At 67.6% G+C, this 13,498-nt stretch carries 16 protein-coding genes; 8 read left to right on the forward strand and 8 right to left on the reverse strand.

Annotated elements, in window-relative coordinates:
* Nucleotides 1–30: 30 nt before the first annotated feature.
* A complete protein-coding gene (locus OG394_RS06580) occupies nucleotides 31–531 on the forward strand; it encodes a DinB family protein (protein ID WP_328994032.1) in 501 nt (166 codons plus the stop codon).
* Here the strand turns inward: OG394_RS06580 and OG394_RS06585 are convergent.
* Nucleotides 446–1,168 carry a DUF899 domain-containing protein gene (locus tag OG394_RS06585; protein ID WP_328994033.1) on the reverse strand — a complete coding sequence of 241 codons (723 nt, stop codon included), beginning with the start codon at nucleotides 1,166–1,168 and terminating at the stop codon, nucleotides 446–448. The genes OG394_RS06580 and OG394_RS06585 overlap by 86 nt on opposite strands.
* Before the next feature lie 93 nt (nucleotides 1,169–1,261).
* Here OG394_RS06585 and cpt point away from each other — a divergent pair, with 93 nt between their 5' ends.
* From cpt to OG394_RS06600, 3 genes are read left to right on the forward strand one after another with little or no spacing between them, the layout of a single operon-like run.
* Nucleotides 1,262–1,816: a chloramphenicol phosphotransferase CPT gene (cpt, locus tag OG394_RS06590; protein ID WP_328994034.1), complete on the forward strand. Its 555-nt coding sequence runs from the start codon at nucleotides 1,262–1,264 to the stop codon at nucleotides 1,814–1,816.
* A gap of 22 nt (nucleotides 1,817–1,838) precedes the next feature.
* Complete coding sequence (locus tag OG394_RS06595) at nucleotides 1,839–3,332, forward strand: carboxylesterase/lipase family protein (protein WP_328994035.1); 1,494 nt, start codon at nucleotides 1,839–1,841, stop codon at nucleotides 3,330–3,332.
* 10 nt (nucleotides 3,333–3,342) lie between these two features.
* Nucleotides 3,343–4,332 carry an SMP-30/gluconolactonase/LRE family protein gene (locus OG394_RS06600; protein ID WP_328994036.1) on the forward strand — a complete coding sequence of 330 codons (990 nt, stop codon included), beginning with the start codon at nucleotides 3,343–3,345 and terminating at the stop codon, nucleotides 4,330–4,332.
* 3 nt (nucleotides 4,333–4,335) lie between these two features.
* On the opposite strand, the gene OG394_RS06605 is transcribed toward OG394_RS06600, so the two are convergent.
* Both OG394_RS06605 and OG394_RS06610 read right to left on the reverse strand, forming a co-directional pair.
* The gene (locus tag OG394_RS06605) at nucleotides 4,336–5,163 is read right to left on the reverse strand and encodes a dioxygenase family protein (protein WP_328994037.1); all 828 of its coding nucleotides are present in this window, start codon (nucleotides 5,161–5,163) and stop codon (nucleotides 4,336–4,338) included.
* A 42-nt stretch (nucleotides 5,164–5,205) separates the two neighbouring features.
* Nucleotides 5,206–7,005 carry a BCCT family transporter gene (locus tag OG394_RS06610; protein WP_328994038.1) on the reverse strand — a complete coding sequence of 600 codons (1,800 nt, stop codon included), beginning with the start codon at nucleotides 7,003–7,005 and terminating at the stop codon, nucleotides 5,206–5,208.
* A gap of 112 nt (nucleotides 7,006–7,117) precedes the next feature.
* Here OG394_RS06610 and OG394_RS06615 point away from each other — a divergent pair, with 112 nt between their 5' ends.
* Nucleotides 7,118–7,996: an LLM class flavin-dependent oxidoreductase gene (locus tag OG394_RS06615; protein ID WP_328994040.1), complete on the forward strand. Its 879-nt coding sequence runs from the start codon at nucleotides 7,118–7,120 to the stop codon at nucleotides 7,994–7,996.
* Here the strand turns inward: OG394_RS06615 and OG394_RS06620 are convergent.
* Both OG394_RS06620 and OG394_RS06625 read right to left on the reverse strand, forming a co-directional pair.
* Nucleotides 7,993–8,466, reverse strand: coding sequence for a DUF6328 family protein (locus OG394_RS06620; RefSeq protein ID WP_328994041.1), 474 nt, complete (start codon nucleotides 8,464–8,466; stop codon nucleotides 7,993–7,995). The two genes, OG394_RS06615 and OG394_RS06620, sit on opposite strands and share 4 nt — an antisense overlap.
* A gap of 89 nt (nucleotides 8,467–8,555) precedes the next feature.
* The gene (locus OG394_RS06625; RefSeq protein WP_325057449.1) at nucleotides 8,556–8,759 is read right to left on the reverse strand and encodes a cold-shock protein; all 204 of its coding nucleotides are present in this window, start codon (nucleotides 8,757–8,759) and stop codon (nucleotides 8,556–8,558) included.
* Nucleotides 8,760–9,235: 476 nt separating this feature from the next.
* Here OG394_RS06625 and OG394_RS06630 point away from each other — a divergent pair, with 476 nt between their 5' ends.
* Entirely contained in the window at nucleotides 9,236–9,508 is a 273-nt protein-coding gene (locus tag OG394_RS06630) for a protealysin inhibitor emfourin (RefSeq protein WP_328994043.1), read from the forward strand.
* A gap of 54 nt (nucleotides 9,509–9,562) precedes the next feature.
* Here the strand turns inward: OG394_RS06630 and OG394_RS06635 are convergent, their stop codons facing one another.
* From OG394_RS06635 to OG394_RS06645, 3 genes are all read right to left on the reverse strand, one after another.
* Nucleotides 9,563–11,185: a beta-N-acetylhexosaminidase gene (locus OG394_RS06635; protein WP_328994045.1), complete on the reverse strand. Its 1,623-nt coding sequence runs from the start codon at nucleotides 11,183–11,185 to the stop codon at nucleotides 9,563–9,565.
* An 83-nt stretch (nucleotides 11,186–11,268) separates the two neighbouring features.
* Nucleotides 11,269–12,042 carry a fructosamine kinase family protein gene (locus tag OG394_RS06640; RefSeq protein ID WP_328994046.1) on the reverse strand — a complete coding sequence of 258 codons (774 nt, stop codon included), beginning with the start codon at nucleotides 12,040–12,042 and terminating at the stop codon, nucleotides 11,269–11,271.
* A 33-nt stretch (nucleotides 12,043–12,075) separates the two neighbouring features.
* Nucleotides 12,076–12,360 carry a YiaA/YiaB family inner membrane protein gene (locus tag OG394_RS06645; RefSeq protein ID WP_328994047.1) on the reverse strand — a complete coding sequence of 95 codons (285 nt, stop codon included), beginning with the start codon at nucleotides 12,358–12,360 and terminating at the stop codon, nucleotides 12,076–12,078.
* 146 nt (nucleotides 12,361–12,506) lie between these two features.
* Here OG394_RS06645 and OG394_RS06650 point away from each other — a divergent pair, with 146 nt between their 5' ends.
* Complete coding sequence (locus OG394_RS06650) at nucleotides 12,507–12,896, forward strand: VOC family protein (RefSeq protein WP_328994048.1); 390 nt, start codon at nucleotides 12,507–12,509, stop codon at nucleotides 12,894–12,896.
* A gap of 191 nt (nucleotides 12,897–13,087) precedes the next feature.
* Nucleotides 13,088–13,495 (forward strand): YciI family protein, encoded by a 408-nt coding sequence (locus OG394_RS06655; RefSeq protein WP_328994050.1) that lies wholly within the window; start codon nucleotides 13,088–13,090, stop codon nucleotides 13,493–13,495.
* The last annotated feature ends 3 nt before the right edge of the window (nucleotides 13,496–13,498 follow it).

Below are 13,498 nucleotides of genomic sequence, written 5' to 3' on the forward strand. Positions count from 1 at the left end.
ACTGTCGGTGCGTCGTACTAGGTTGCGGCCATGGAGAACACCACGCGCCCCGAGCCGCCGCTGTACGCCGACGAGAAGGCGACGGTCGTCGGTTTTCTCGAGTTCCTGCGCGCAACTCTGCGCTGGAAATGCGAGGGCCTGACGCCGGAGCAACTCGGGCTGCGGGCGGTCGAGCCGTCGGAGATGTCGCTACACGGGTTGATCCGCCATCTGACCGAGGTGGAGCTCAGTTGGTTCGTGGAGTGCTTCACCGACGAGGAGATGGTGTATCCGTACACGGCCGACAGACCCAACGGCGACTGGGCTGATCTCGATCCCGCGTCCTATGCCGCAGACCTCGAGCGGTACGACGCTGCCGTGGCGCGGGTCCGCTCGATCGTCGACGGGCTCGAGCCGGATGCCGTGGGGAAGTGGCGAGGTGAGCCGATCACCTTGCGCTGGGTGCTTACGCACATGGTCGAGGAGTACGGGCGCCACTGCGGGCACGCCGACCTCCTGCGCGAGCGCATCGACGGCCGAACGGGGGAGTGACGTCAGATGTCGTACTCGTCGGGAACGCGCATGTTGGGGCCGCCCGGAGGAACGCGCTGATGCCCGGCTGTTCCTCGCCGTTCATGTCGTCCGTCCACGGTCCGTCGGTCCATGGTGTGCCGGCCTCGGTGAGTTCGGCTTCGGTGCGGAAGTGGAGCAGCACCGGCGCGACCCGGTTGTCGAGGGTGGCGTGGAAGTCGTAGTTGAAGTCGCTGCCGTACGACGAGTACCAGGGGAACGTCCAGCCCATCCGCTCGCGGTAGGCGGCGAGCTTCTCGTAGGGCGCCCGCGATACGGCGACGAGGGTGGTGTTGCGCACGTGCAACTGCCGCAGCCTGCCGATCCCGTCAGCGGCAGAGGAGCAGCTCGAGCAGCCCTCGTCCCAGTCCGGGCCGTACATGAAGTGGTGCATGACCAGCTGCGGCCTGCCCTCGAACAGGTCGAGCAGACTGACCGTGCCATCCGGTCCGTCGAACGTGTACGGCTTGTCGATGCGGACCATCGGCAACCGGCGGCGCTCGGCGTTGAGCCGGTCACGCGCCCGCGTCAGCTCCTTCTCCTTCGCCAGCAGTTCCTTGCGCGCGGCGAGCCACTCGTCGCGTGACACGACCTGGGGTAGATCTCCCGCTGATGTCATCTCGATTCTCCTAACGATTCTCGTGACACCCTCGCCTCGGGGGAGTGGCGTTATTCGCGAGCGGTGTCAGTGGTGGCGGGCTAGCGTGGGCGCATGGTGGCGCGGATGCTCGTACTCAATGGCGGTTCCAGCTCGGGCAAGTCCGGCATTATTCGCTGTTTACAAGCGATTCTGCCCGATCCGTGGCTGACGTTCGGCGCCGACGGTTTTGTCGAGTCGATGCCGGCCGCGCTGCAGGCCTCGGACGCGGGCATCGAGTTCGGTCCGGCCGGTGAGGTGATCGTCGGGCCGGTCTTCCGGCAGTTGGAGGCCGCCTGGATGACCGGCATCATCGCGATGAACCGGGCCGGCGCCAACGTCATCATCGACGAGATCTTCCTCGGCGGAGCGGAGTCTCAACGCCGCTGGCTCGACGCCCTCGACGACTTCGGCGACCTCGAGGTCCTTTGGGTCGGCGTGCGCTGTGCCCCTGACGTGGCCGCCGGCCGCGAGCTCGCCCGAGGCGACCGGACCGTCGGCATGGCCGCTTCCCAGGCCGACCTCGTGCACGAAGGCGTCAAGTACGACCTAGAGGTCGACACCACCCACACCGAGTCCCTCACCTGCGCCCAAACCATCGCCCGCCACCTCGCTTCGACAGGTGGGTGATTGACGGCGCAGTATGGCTGGCATGCAGCCGACGGTCGTACTGAGTGCAGGCAAGGTCCGGGGGAGCACGGTCGACGGAGTCTCCTCGTTTCTCGGCATCCCGTACGCCGCGGCGCCGACCGGGGCCGCGGCCTTCGCGGCGCCGCGTCCGCCCGCGCCCTGGGACGGCGTGCGGGATGCCACCGCGTACGGTCCGACAGCGCCTCAGCCCGGCTACGACCCGCCGTACGACCGGCTGCTGGCCAACCCGCTCATCGACGGCGCGGACTACCTCAACCTCAACGTGTGGACGCCGGCCGAGGGCGGTGAAGGCCTGCCGGTGATGGTGTGGCTGCACGGCGGCGCCTTCCGGAACGGCTCGAACGCTGTGCCGACGTACGACGGGCAGGCCTTCGCGCGCGACGGCGTTGTCCTGGTCAGTGCGAACTACCGGCTCGGCCTCCTCGGTTTTGGCGTGGTCGAAGGCGCGCCGGCCAATCGCGGATTGCTCGACCAGATCGCGGCGTTGAGCTGGGTACGGGAGAACGTCGCCGCGTTCGGAGGCGATCCCGACCAGGTCACGGTTTTCGGCGAATCGGCGGGCGGAATGAGCGTCGCCACGTTGATCTCGATCCCGGCGGCGCGCGGGTTGTTCCAGCGGGCGATCGTGCAGAGCGGTTCGGCCGAGGCCGTCGCCGAGCAGGCTGACGCCGCGCTGGTCACGCGCGAGGTGGCCAAGCGGCTGGGCGTCGAGCCCACGGCGGAGGGCCTTGGCGGGGTCGAGCTCGCCAAGTTGGTCGCGGCCCAGGGAGCGGTCGCGAGCGAGTTGCGGGCGCAGCCGGATCCACTGCGCTGGGGGCGTACGACGATCGCGGCCGGCGGCGGGATCATGCCGTTCTTGCCGGTGATCGATGGCGAGCTGATCACGAGGCTGCCGCTGCACGCGATCATCGACGGCGCCGGCCGGGACATCGACCTGCTGACCGGGACCACCAGCGAGGAGTTCCGGCTGTTCATGGTGCCGAGCGGTATCACCGCGGCGATGACGGCCGAGGCGCTACCGCCGACCTTGGTGCGGCTTGGGCTGAGTCCGGAACTCGCGGCGGTCTACGCGGCCGGGCGGCCCGGGTATTCGCCGGGTGATCTGCTGGCGGCGATCGTGACGGACAATTTCTTCACGATGCCGACGGTCCGGCTGGCGGATGCGCACGCGTCGACGGGCGGGAAGTCCTTTGTGTACGAGTTCGCCTGGCGGAGCGCAGTCGGTGGGCTCGGTGCGTGCCATGCGCTGGAGCTCGGTTTTGTCTTCGACAGCCTGGGCGAGGCGGCGGCGTTGCTGACCGGGCCGGACGCGCCGCAGGAACTGGCCGACGAGGTGCACGCGGCGTGGGTCGCCTTCGCGAAGACCGGCGATCCCGGCTGGGGCCGGTACGGCAACGGCGCCCGGCCGGTGCTGCGATTCGACCACCCCGAGTCGCGCCAACTCGAGAACCCGCGACCCGACGAACTCGCCCGCTGGACGGTGGAAACCCACTAGGGTTCGCGGTATGAGCCCGAAGTCGAGCATCGCCCCCGTTCGCTGGACCCCGCCGCCCGCCGTACCGCCGCACGCCAAGCGGGCGATCTCGGTCACGGTCGTGCCGATGCCCGGTGAGGGACCCGAGGACACCCTGCTCGATGCCGAGGGCAACATCCTGACCGGCTTACTGGACGGCCGGATTCTCCGGATCAGCGCGGATACGAAGACCATCACGGAGCTCGCGAACACCGGCGGCCGTCCGCTCGGCCTGGAGTGGTTGCCCGACGGCAAAGTGCTCGTCTGCGATGCCGGCCGCGGTCTGCTCCGGCTCGACCTCGGCACCGGTGAGCTGGAGACGCTCGCGGCTGAGATCGACGGCGTGCCGATGAAGTTCTGCAACAACGCTGCGGTCGCCGCCGACGGCACGATCTACTTCACCGACTCGTCGACCCGGTTCAGCGTGGACGAGTGGATGGCGGATCTGCTCGAGCACTCCGCGACGGGCCGGCTCTTCCGGCGTACGACGGATGGGAAGGTAACCAAGCTCGCGGACGGCCTGGCCTTCCCGAACGGCGTGGCGTTGAGCGCGGACGGCAACACGCTGTTCTTCGTCGAGACGGCCGGCTATCGGCTGCTGAAGCTCGACCTCACGACCGAAGGCGCGAAGCCCGAGCTCGTGGTGATGCTGCCGGGGCTGCCCGACAACATCTCGACCGGGTCCGACGGCCTGATCTGGATCGCGATCGGCTCGCCGCGCAACGCCCTGCTGGACTTCCTGCTCGACAAACCGCCCGTGCTGCGCAAGATCGTCTGGGCGTTGCCGGATGCGTTGAAGCCGAAGGCCGCGTCGGTGATCGACGTCCAGGCGTACGACGAGACCGGGCGGCTGGTGCATGACTTGCGCGGCCGGCATGCGGGGTTCCACGGGCCGACCGCGGCGCGCGAGGCGGACGGCAAGGTCTGGCTGGCCAGCATCATGGGCACCAGCCTCGCCGTCTTCGACGTACCCGAAAACTAAGAATCAGCCGATCTGCCACGAGCGCTTGGACAGGCCGTACCAGAAGCCCTCGATCACGCTGTCGGCCTTATCCAGCTCGCGATCGGCCGCGCCAAGCGTCACGAACAACGGCGCGAAGTGCTCGGTCCGAGGATGGGCGATGCGAGCCGCGGGCGCCTTGTGCAGGAAGTCGATGAGTGCGTCGACGTCCTGCGCGGCCAGGGCCCGTTCCGCCCAGTCGTCGAACTCCTTCGACCACGCCGGCGGGGTCTGCGCGGCCTCGCGGCTCATGTCCATCTCGCGCAAGTTGTGCGTGGTGAAACCGCTGCCGATGATCAGCACACCCTGGTCCCGCAACGGCGCCAGCTTGCGGCCCACCTCGTACAACGCGAGCGGATCCAGCGTCGGCATCGACACCTGGAGGACCGGCACCTCCGCGTCCGGGTACATCTCCTTCAGCGGCACATACGCCCCGTGGTCGAGCCCGCGGTTCGGGTCGTCGTACACCGGAGTGGCGGGGGAGTGCAGTAGCTTGCGGACCTGGTCGGCGAGTTCGGGGGCTCCCGGAGCGGCGTACTCCACCTGGTAGTAGCGCTCCGGGAAGCCCCAGAAGTCGTACAGCAACGGCACGGTCTGGGTGGCGGCGAGCGTCAGCGGCGCCGCCTCCCAGTGTGCGGACACGATCAGGACGGCCGTCGGCTTGCCCAGCCGCGAACCGATCCCGGCCAGCTCACTGGTCCAGGTCCGGTCGTCGGCCAACGGCGGCGCACCGTGGCTGAGGTACAGCACGGGTGTCCTGCTGACGGTGTCGCTCATGATCGTGCCTTTCGCGTCGTTCCTGCTCTCACCCATCTCCAACATAGTTGAACACTAAACATATTCCCAGTGAGCGACTTACGGCTTCGGTGCCGGCACCTCGCCGCGCGGCTGTTCAGACTCCGGTACGACGGGCCGCGGGTGCTCGTCGCCATTACCGCCATTGCTGCCATTGCTGCAGACGACTAGAGCGAAGTCGTCGCCATGGGCGGTGACGCCATCGATGACGGCCTGTTCGACCGCCTCGGTGCCGAGCTCCTTGCGCAACATCAGGGGATCGGTGCGCAGGTCCTTCGCCAGCGCCACGGCCAACCCGACCATCACGATCGCGAATGGCAAGGCCGCGACGATGGTGATGTCCCGCAACCCGGTCAACGCCTCCTCGCCGCCGGCCTTCAGCATCACGGCCGCGACTGCACCGGTGAGGCAACCCCAGAAGATGACGAGCCCCTTCCGCGGCTCGATCGCACCACGCGACGACAGCGTGCCCATCACGATCGACGCGGCGTCGGCACCGGAGACGAAGAAGATCGCCACCAGGGCCACGACCAGCACCACCGTGATCGAGCTCAACGGGAACGTCTCGAGCAGTCCGAACAGCTGAGCCTCCGGCTTCGCCTGGCCGGCCAGGTCAACGCCATTGCGCTGACTGTTGATCGCCGCACCGCCGAAGACGCAGAACCACACCAGGCTGACCAAACTCGGGACCAGCAGTACGCCGGTGACGAACTGTCGAATGGTCCGGCCGCGGCTGATCCGGGCGATGAACATACCGACGAACGGCGTCCACGAGATCCACCACGCCCAGTAGAAGACCGTCCAGCCGGACAGCCACTCGGCCATCGCGTCACCACCGCTGGCCTCCGTCCGCGCAGCCATCGACGCCAGATCGCGGAAGTAGTCGCCAACCGCGGTCGGCACCAGGTTGAGGATCAGCACCGTCGGGCCGACCACGAACACGAAGGCCGCCAGCGCGATCGCCAGCACCATGTTCACGTTCGACAACCACTGGATGCCCTTCGCGACACCCGACACGGCGGACGCGACGAAGGCGGCGGTCAGTACGGCGATGATCCCGATCAGGACGGCATTGCCCGTCTGGTCGAGCCAGCCGAGGATCCGCACCCCCGAGCCGATCTGCAACGCGCCAAGCCCGAGCGACGCGGCCGAACCGAACAGCGTCGCGAAAATGGCGAGACTGTCGATGGCCTTGCCGATCGGCCCTTCGGTACGGCGTCCGAGCAGCGGGGCGAAGGCCGAACTGATCAACTGCGAACGCCCACGGCGGAACGTTCCGTAGGCGATCGCGATCCCGACCACGGCGTAGATCGCCCACGGGTGCAGGGTCCAGTGGAACAAGGTCGTGGCCATCGCGGTCTGCAACGCCTCGGGCGAACCGCCCTCGACCGTACGCGGCGGTGGGCTGGCGAAGTGTGCCAGTGGTTCGCTCACGCCGTAGAACATCAGGCCGATCCCCATGCCCGCGCTGAACATCATCGCGACCCACGAGACGGTCTTGAACTCAGGTTGCTCGTCGTCATGCCCGAGCGGGATACGCCCGTACTTACCGGCTGCGAGCCAGATCACAAAGACGACGAAACCGGAGGCCAGTAGGACGAACAGCCAGCCGGTGTTGTGCTCGACCCACTCGAGGGCCGAACCGGACGCCGTACCAAGACTGCCGGCGTCGGTGAAACCCCAGACCACGAAGGCCAGGGCGATGATGGCGGTGACACCGAAAACGACGGTATCGAGACCGGAACCGCGACTTCGGCTGCCGGGTGGTGGGGCGGTGACAAGTGCCGGGTGCTCGTTGTGCTCATTGCCTGGTTGCTGGCTCGGTTCGATCCGGGTGCCGATGGCCACAGCTGAAATCACGCCTCGCTTCGGCGCGCCTCCTGATTCTTGACTAGCGGGTAACAGCCTTCGACCGTGCCGGAGATCGATGCAAAATGCAACTTTCCTGCCTAACGGCTCTAGGGTGAAGGTCATGCGTTTCGGAATGACAGTGCTGCCCGAGTACACCTGGGCCGAGGCCGCGCCGAAGTGGCGCCGGGCCGAGGAGCTCGGCTTCGATCACGCCTGGACCTACGACCACCTGACCTGGCGTGGCCTGCAGGATCACCCCTGGTACGGCACGACGCCGACGCTGACGGCGGCCGCGCTCACCACCTCGACGATCCGCCTCGGCACCTTTGTCACCTCGCCGAACTTCCGCCACCCGCTGACGCTCACCCGCGACATCCTCGCGCTGGACGACATCTCCGGCGGCCGGTTCATCTGCGGTATCGGCTCGGGCGGAGGCATCGACTCGACCATCCTCGGTGGCGAGCCGCTCACGCCGCGTCAGACCGTCGACCGGCTGGCCGAGTTCGTCGCGCTCCTCGACCGTCTGTTGCTGGAGGACGGGGTGACGGTCGAAGGCGAGTACTTCAGCACCAACAACGCCCGCACCCGGCCGGGATGCGTCCAGCAGCCGCGAGTGCCGTTCATCATGGCGGCGAACGGGCCGCGGTCGCTGCGCCTCGCCGTCCAGTACGGCGCGGGCTGGGTCACCACCGGGCGCAAGTCCGACGACTTCGAGACCTGGTTCGCCTCGGTGGCCGAGCTCAGCGCGAAGCTAGACGAAACCCTCGCCAAAGCCGGTGGTCGCGATGGCTTCCAGCGCCACCTCTCCCTCGACACCTCTCGCTACTCCCTATCCAGCCCCGAGGCGTTCGAGGACGTCGTACGACGTGCTGCCGCCCTCGGCTTCACCGACGTGATCTCGCACTACCCGCGCCCCTCGGGCGTTCATTCCGGTTCAGAGCAGGTGCTGACCGAGGTGGCGACGGAGGTCATCCCGAGGCTGCGCAGGGAGCTGGCCTAGTCGTTGTTGCGTTTGACCCAGGCGGGGAGGACGTACCAGAGGAGTAGGAAGCAGATGAGGACGACGCCGTCGACGATCAGGGCGACCGTGCGGGAGAGCACGACGTCGATCGCCAGCAGCAGGCCGCCGGCGATGGCGGCGACCAGGAAGACGAGGCCGGCCGCGGCGAGTTTGTCCGCGATCGGGATCATCCGGTCCCGGACCTTCTGCTGGAAGACGATCCGGTGGAACGACACCGGTGCCAGGAACAGCCCCATCGCCAGCGCGGTCGTGACGAGCGTGACGGCGAAGACCGTGTGGGTGAACGCGTCCGCGTCCTGGAATCGCTGCTGGAAGGCGATGCTGAGCAGGAACGCGAAGAGGATCTGCGTGCCGGTCTGAGCCAGCCGCAGCTCCTGCAGCAGCTCGTTCCACTGGCGGTCGAGGCGCTCGCCTTCGTCCTCTCTGGGACGTGTGTACCGTTCGCTCACCTGACCATCCTCGCGAGTAACAAGCGAAAGGGCCACACACCGGAGTGTGTGGCCCTTCGTTTACCGCTTTGTCTCGCTCAGACCGGAGGTCACAGCGGGCGGATGTTCTCCGCCTGCAGGCCCTTCTGGCCCTGGGTGATCTCGAACTCGACCCGCTGGTTCTCGTCCAGCGAGCGGAAGCCCGAGGTCTGGATGGCCGAGTAGTGCGCGAACACGTCCGCGCCGCCGTCATCCGGGGTGATGAAGCCGAAGCCCTTGTCAGCGTTGAACCACTTGACAGTACCGACAGCCATTGTTGTCTATCTCCTTGATGGCTTGTAACAAACCGCGACCCACACCTCATGAGCCGCGTGTCGCCGAAAGGCCCCAGACGACAAAACCGGCCATGCAGCACAGCGAAAGTCAATGGGAGTCCAAAACTGCAACGCGATAACTGTAACCGATGGAGCGGCTCGTGTGGGGGGTGATGTCAGAGTCGTGTCGCGGAAAGTTGTGAGCTGTCGCGCTGTGTCGCAGACCGGAAATGCGGGTAGGGGCCGGTCGCCTCGGTCCTGCGTAGACAACGAAACCCCTTGCCGACCTGCTGATATATCACCGGGCGCGTTTTCCGCCGCTCAGGCCGCCGAGACAAGGGTGGACAGCGCCGAACCCCGCGTTCCGGCGTGTCGCGGCCGGATCGAATGTGCGTCGGTTGCCCGGGTACTGGACAGTTGCTTCAACGGGCCGCATCGTTGGCCCCAATCGACGCTGCGACGGGAGCTGGTGAGCGGTGATAGTGACGGTGGTCCGCAGTGGCGGATTCGCCGGGCTAGTGGCCCGGGGCGAGATCGATACGAACACGGCCGAGGACGGCGGCAGGCTGGAAGAGGCCGTACGGCGGCTGGACCCGGCTCAACTCGGCACAGGGCGTCCCCAGCCCGACAGGTACATCTACCGCCTGCAGGTCCGCCCGGAGGCAGAGGCGGACCCCACCGAGATCACGGTCGCCGAGCAGGACCTGAACCCGGACCTGGCCTGGTTGGTCGAGCGCGTCCTCGGGTGAAAACAGAACGTCCGGAGAACCCAGACGGGCTCTCCGGACGGTAGAGGTCTGTGCTTAGCGCCAGGGGATCTCAGGCGCGCGGTAGAAGTTCACGCTCAAGGCGTCCCAGCGTGAGCCCTGGGAAGCCAGCCGGTCCTTGTAACCGTCCCAACCGAGGTCAGCCTCCTTGGACCAGCCCAGCTCGGCGATACCCGGCAGGCGCGGGAAGGCCATGAACTCCACCTTGTCGAGATCGTCCAGCGTCTCGCTCCACAGCGGCGCCTCGACCCCGGCGACGGAGTTGGCCGGCAGGTTCGGGATCAGCGTGGACGGGTTCCACGAGTACGACCGCTGGACCGAGACGAGGCCCGCCCAGTCGAGACCCCACGGCGTACTCGCGTTGTATTTCATGTCCAGGTAGGCGCGGTTCGCGGGGGAGAGCACGACCTTCGCGTTCTGCGCGGCGGCCTTGCGGGCGAGCTCCTGCGACCGGGCGTCGTCGGTACCCCAGTACTGCGCGATGCTGCCGGCCGGCAACGGGGTCTCGGCGATCTCCTGCCAGCCCATCACCTTCTTGCCCTGGCCGCTGACCAGCGCGGACGCCTTCGGCAGGAAGTCGAGGTACTCCTGGTGTGGCGTCGAGTGCGCCTCGTCGCCGCCGAGGTGCAGCACCGGGCCCGGGTTCTGCTGGGCCACCTCGCGGAAGACGTCACCCAGGAAGTCGTACGTGATCGGCTTCGTCGTACACAGTGAGCTGAAGCCGACGGCCGTGCCGGTGTAGAGCGGCGGCGCGACGCCGTTGCAGTTGAGCTGCGCGTACGACGCGAGCGCCGCGTTGGTGTGGCCCGGCGTGTCGATCTCGGGGATGACCGTCAGGTAGTGATCCGACGCGTAGCGCACGATCTCGGCGTAGTCGGCCTTCGTGTACGAGCCGCCGGGCGTGCCGCCGACCTCCAGACTGCCGCCGTACGTCGTGAGGCGCGGCCAGGAGTCGACCTGGATCCGCCAGCCCTGGTCATCCGACAGGTGCAGGTGGAACTTGTTGATCTTGTAGAGCGAGATGAGGTCGATGTAGCGCTTGACCTCGGCCACGGAGAAGAAGTGGCGCGACACGTCGAGCATGGCACCGCGGTACTCGTACCGGGGTTCGTCCGCGATCGCCACGCCGGGCACCTGCCACGGGCCGGCCTGCCGGGTGGCGGCCTCGGCCTTCGCGGGCAGCAGTTGGCGCAACGTGGTGACACCTCGGTAGAGGCCTTCGGGCGTCGCCGCGACGACGTCGATCCCCGAGCGGTCCGAGCGCAAGTTGTAGCCCTCGGCGCCGAGAGACGCTGGGCCGTTGGTGGAGAGCGTGATCGCGGCGTCCGTCGCGGGCCCGACCGGCAGGCTGTAGCCGGTCGAGCGGCGGAGCTGCCCGGCGAACTGGTGCGCGATCTTGAGGGCGGCCTGGCCCTCCTTGAGCGAGGTCTCGATGCCGACGCGGCTCCAGCGGTTCAGGCTGAAGGTCTGCCCGGCGAGCGCGCGCTGGGAGGACGGCTTGGGAATGAGGCCAGGTGCTGCGGCAGTGGTCACAGCTTCGGTGGGGGTGACGGCCACGGCGGTTCCACTGGCGGCGAGCATCGCCGGGGCGGCGAGGGCGACGGCCGTGACGAGGTTGACGAGGGATGGATGGCGACGAGGGCGGGGTTGTCGACTCATGCCCGAAAGTGTTCGACCGATCACTGTGCGAGTCAAGAGTGATCAGCCATATTTCGGACAGTTCCTTGCTTTAGTCGTCGTTCCTAGTCGAACTTGCGAGCCATCGCGAGCGCCCTCGGCACGTAGGCGGCGCCGAAGATGACCACATGGGTCATCAGCGGGTGGAGCTGGTGGAGCCCGATCCGGGACCACCAGCCGTCCGCCAGCGGATGGACCTCGTTGTAACCACGCAGCACACGCTCGAGCAGTGGGAAGCCGAAAAGGTCGAGCATCGCCAGGTCCGTCTCGCGATGCCCGCCGTGCGATGCCGGGTCGATCATCGTCACGCCATCGGCACACCAGACCGCATTCCCTGACCAGAGATCGCCGTGCAGCCGCGCCGGGTGGTCGGACGGATCGTCGTACACGCCGCTGGTGAGTTTGGCGCAGAGCTGATCGAAGACGGCGAGGTGGCTGGTGTCGATCACGCCCTTGTCGTACGCCGCTCGCAGGTACGGCCGGAGGCGGAATTCGGCGTAGAACTCGCCCCACGACGCGACCGGGGTGTGCGCGTGCGGCAGCGGGATTGGACCGATGAAGCCGTCGGCCTGCCAATCGTCGGGAGGTACGCCGAACCAGCGGGCGCCGGCGTCGTGCGTGACCGCGAGACGCCGGCCGAACTCCTCCGCGAGCAGGCCCGTCGGCGGCACGGCCGAGAGCCGCGGCGTGGCGAGCCGGCCGGGAGCGACCTCCAGCGGCGGCACCACCGGCACGCCGCCGGGCACGGCCAGCCAGCGCAACCCGGCCGCCTCGACCTCGAAGAAACCCGCGGGCGCGCCGGGTTGCTCCTTCACGAAGACACCCTCCGGGACGGCCATGGGCGAACTCTGCCAGGTCGCGCCGACAGGGTGTTACTTCTGGTTGAACGGATCATGTTCGGCGAGCAGTTTGTCCACCCGGGCCTGGTCCAGCCGGTGCACGAGCACGCTGCTCTCCTGGGCGTCGCGGATCACCTTGGCGAGCATGAACGACGAGGTCACCAGGTACATCGTGCCGAGCCCGAGGAAGGCCCGAATCCAGGTATCGACCGGCAGGTAGAGCACACCGATCAGGACGGAGACCAGGGCGATACCGAACGAGATCGCGGCCTGGGCGTAAAAGGCGGTGGTGTTCTTGGCGTTCGAGGGAGTGTCCATGTGGGTAAGCCTGTCCGGGCCGCCGCACATCGGCATGAGTGTGACTACTCAACAATCCGTGTTGGTGGATGCGAAGTGTCGGTGCGACCTGTCATTGTTCTCGTCGGCAACACAACGCTGTCTGTAGAGAGGGACGTGTAAAGCAGATGTCACAGGTAACACAGGCGTCGAGCCCCTTCATCGGGATCGACCCAGTGGTACTGGACTGTCAGGACCCGCGCGAGCTGGCCGGGTTTTACTCGGCGCTGCTCGGCCAGGAGGTCGACCCGAACGGGGACGACGACTGGCAGAGCCTTGCGGAGCCGGGGCTCTCCCTGTGCTTCCGGCGGGTGGAGGGAGCCGTGCCACCACCGTGGCCGGTCAGCCGTCCGCACCTGGATCTGATCGTGGAGGATTTCGCCAGCGGCCATGCCACGGTGGCCAGGCTGGGGGCCGTCCCGCTGGACCCGGTCGAACCCCCACCGGCGGAGGGCGACCGCCGGCAACGGGTGTACGCCGATCCGGCCGGCCATGTCTTCAGCCTCTGGCTGGACTAAGGGGGCTTTCTTTGGTTGTGACCAACTGACGTAGGAGATCGGCCGCCAGTCGTCCGGTTCGAGCCGTTACCGAGCGACTCGAACGACGCCTGGCGGTCCGATGACCTTTCCGATGTCGAGAATGCGCTCCTGGCTGCGTCCCCGCCGTGATCACGGCCAGAATGGGCCGTACCGCACCAAGGAGAACCAAGATGGCCAAGTACCTGCTGCTCAAGCACTACCGGGGCGCGCCGGCGGCGGTCAACGACGTGCCGATGGACCAGTGGACGCCGGAGGAGGTCTCGGCCCACATCCAGTACATGCGGGATTTCGCCACCCGGCTCGAGGCCACCGGCGAGTTCGTCAGCGAGCAGGCGCTCTCGCCGGAGGGCACGTTCGTCCGGTACGACGGTGAGGGGCGGCCGCCGGTCACCGACGGCCCGTTCGCCGAGACCAAGGACGTGATCGCCGGCTGGATGCTGATCGACGTCGAAACCTACGAGCGGGCGCTCGAGCTGGCCGCCGAGTTGTCCGCGGCTCCGGGTGCGGGTGGCAAGCCCATCCACGAATGGCTCGAGCTGCGCCCGTGCTACGGCGTGACCCCGACCATCACGGAGTGACAC

Source organism: Kribbella sp. NBC_01245, from assembly GCF_036226525.1.
GTDB lineage: Bacteria > Actinomycetota > Actinomycetes > Propionibacteriales > Kribbellaceae > Kribbella.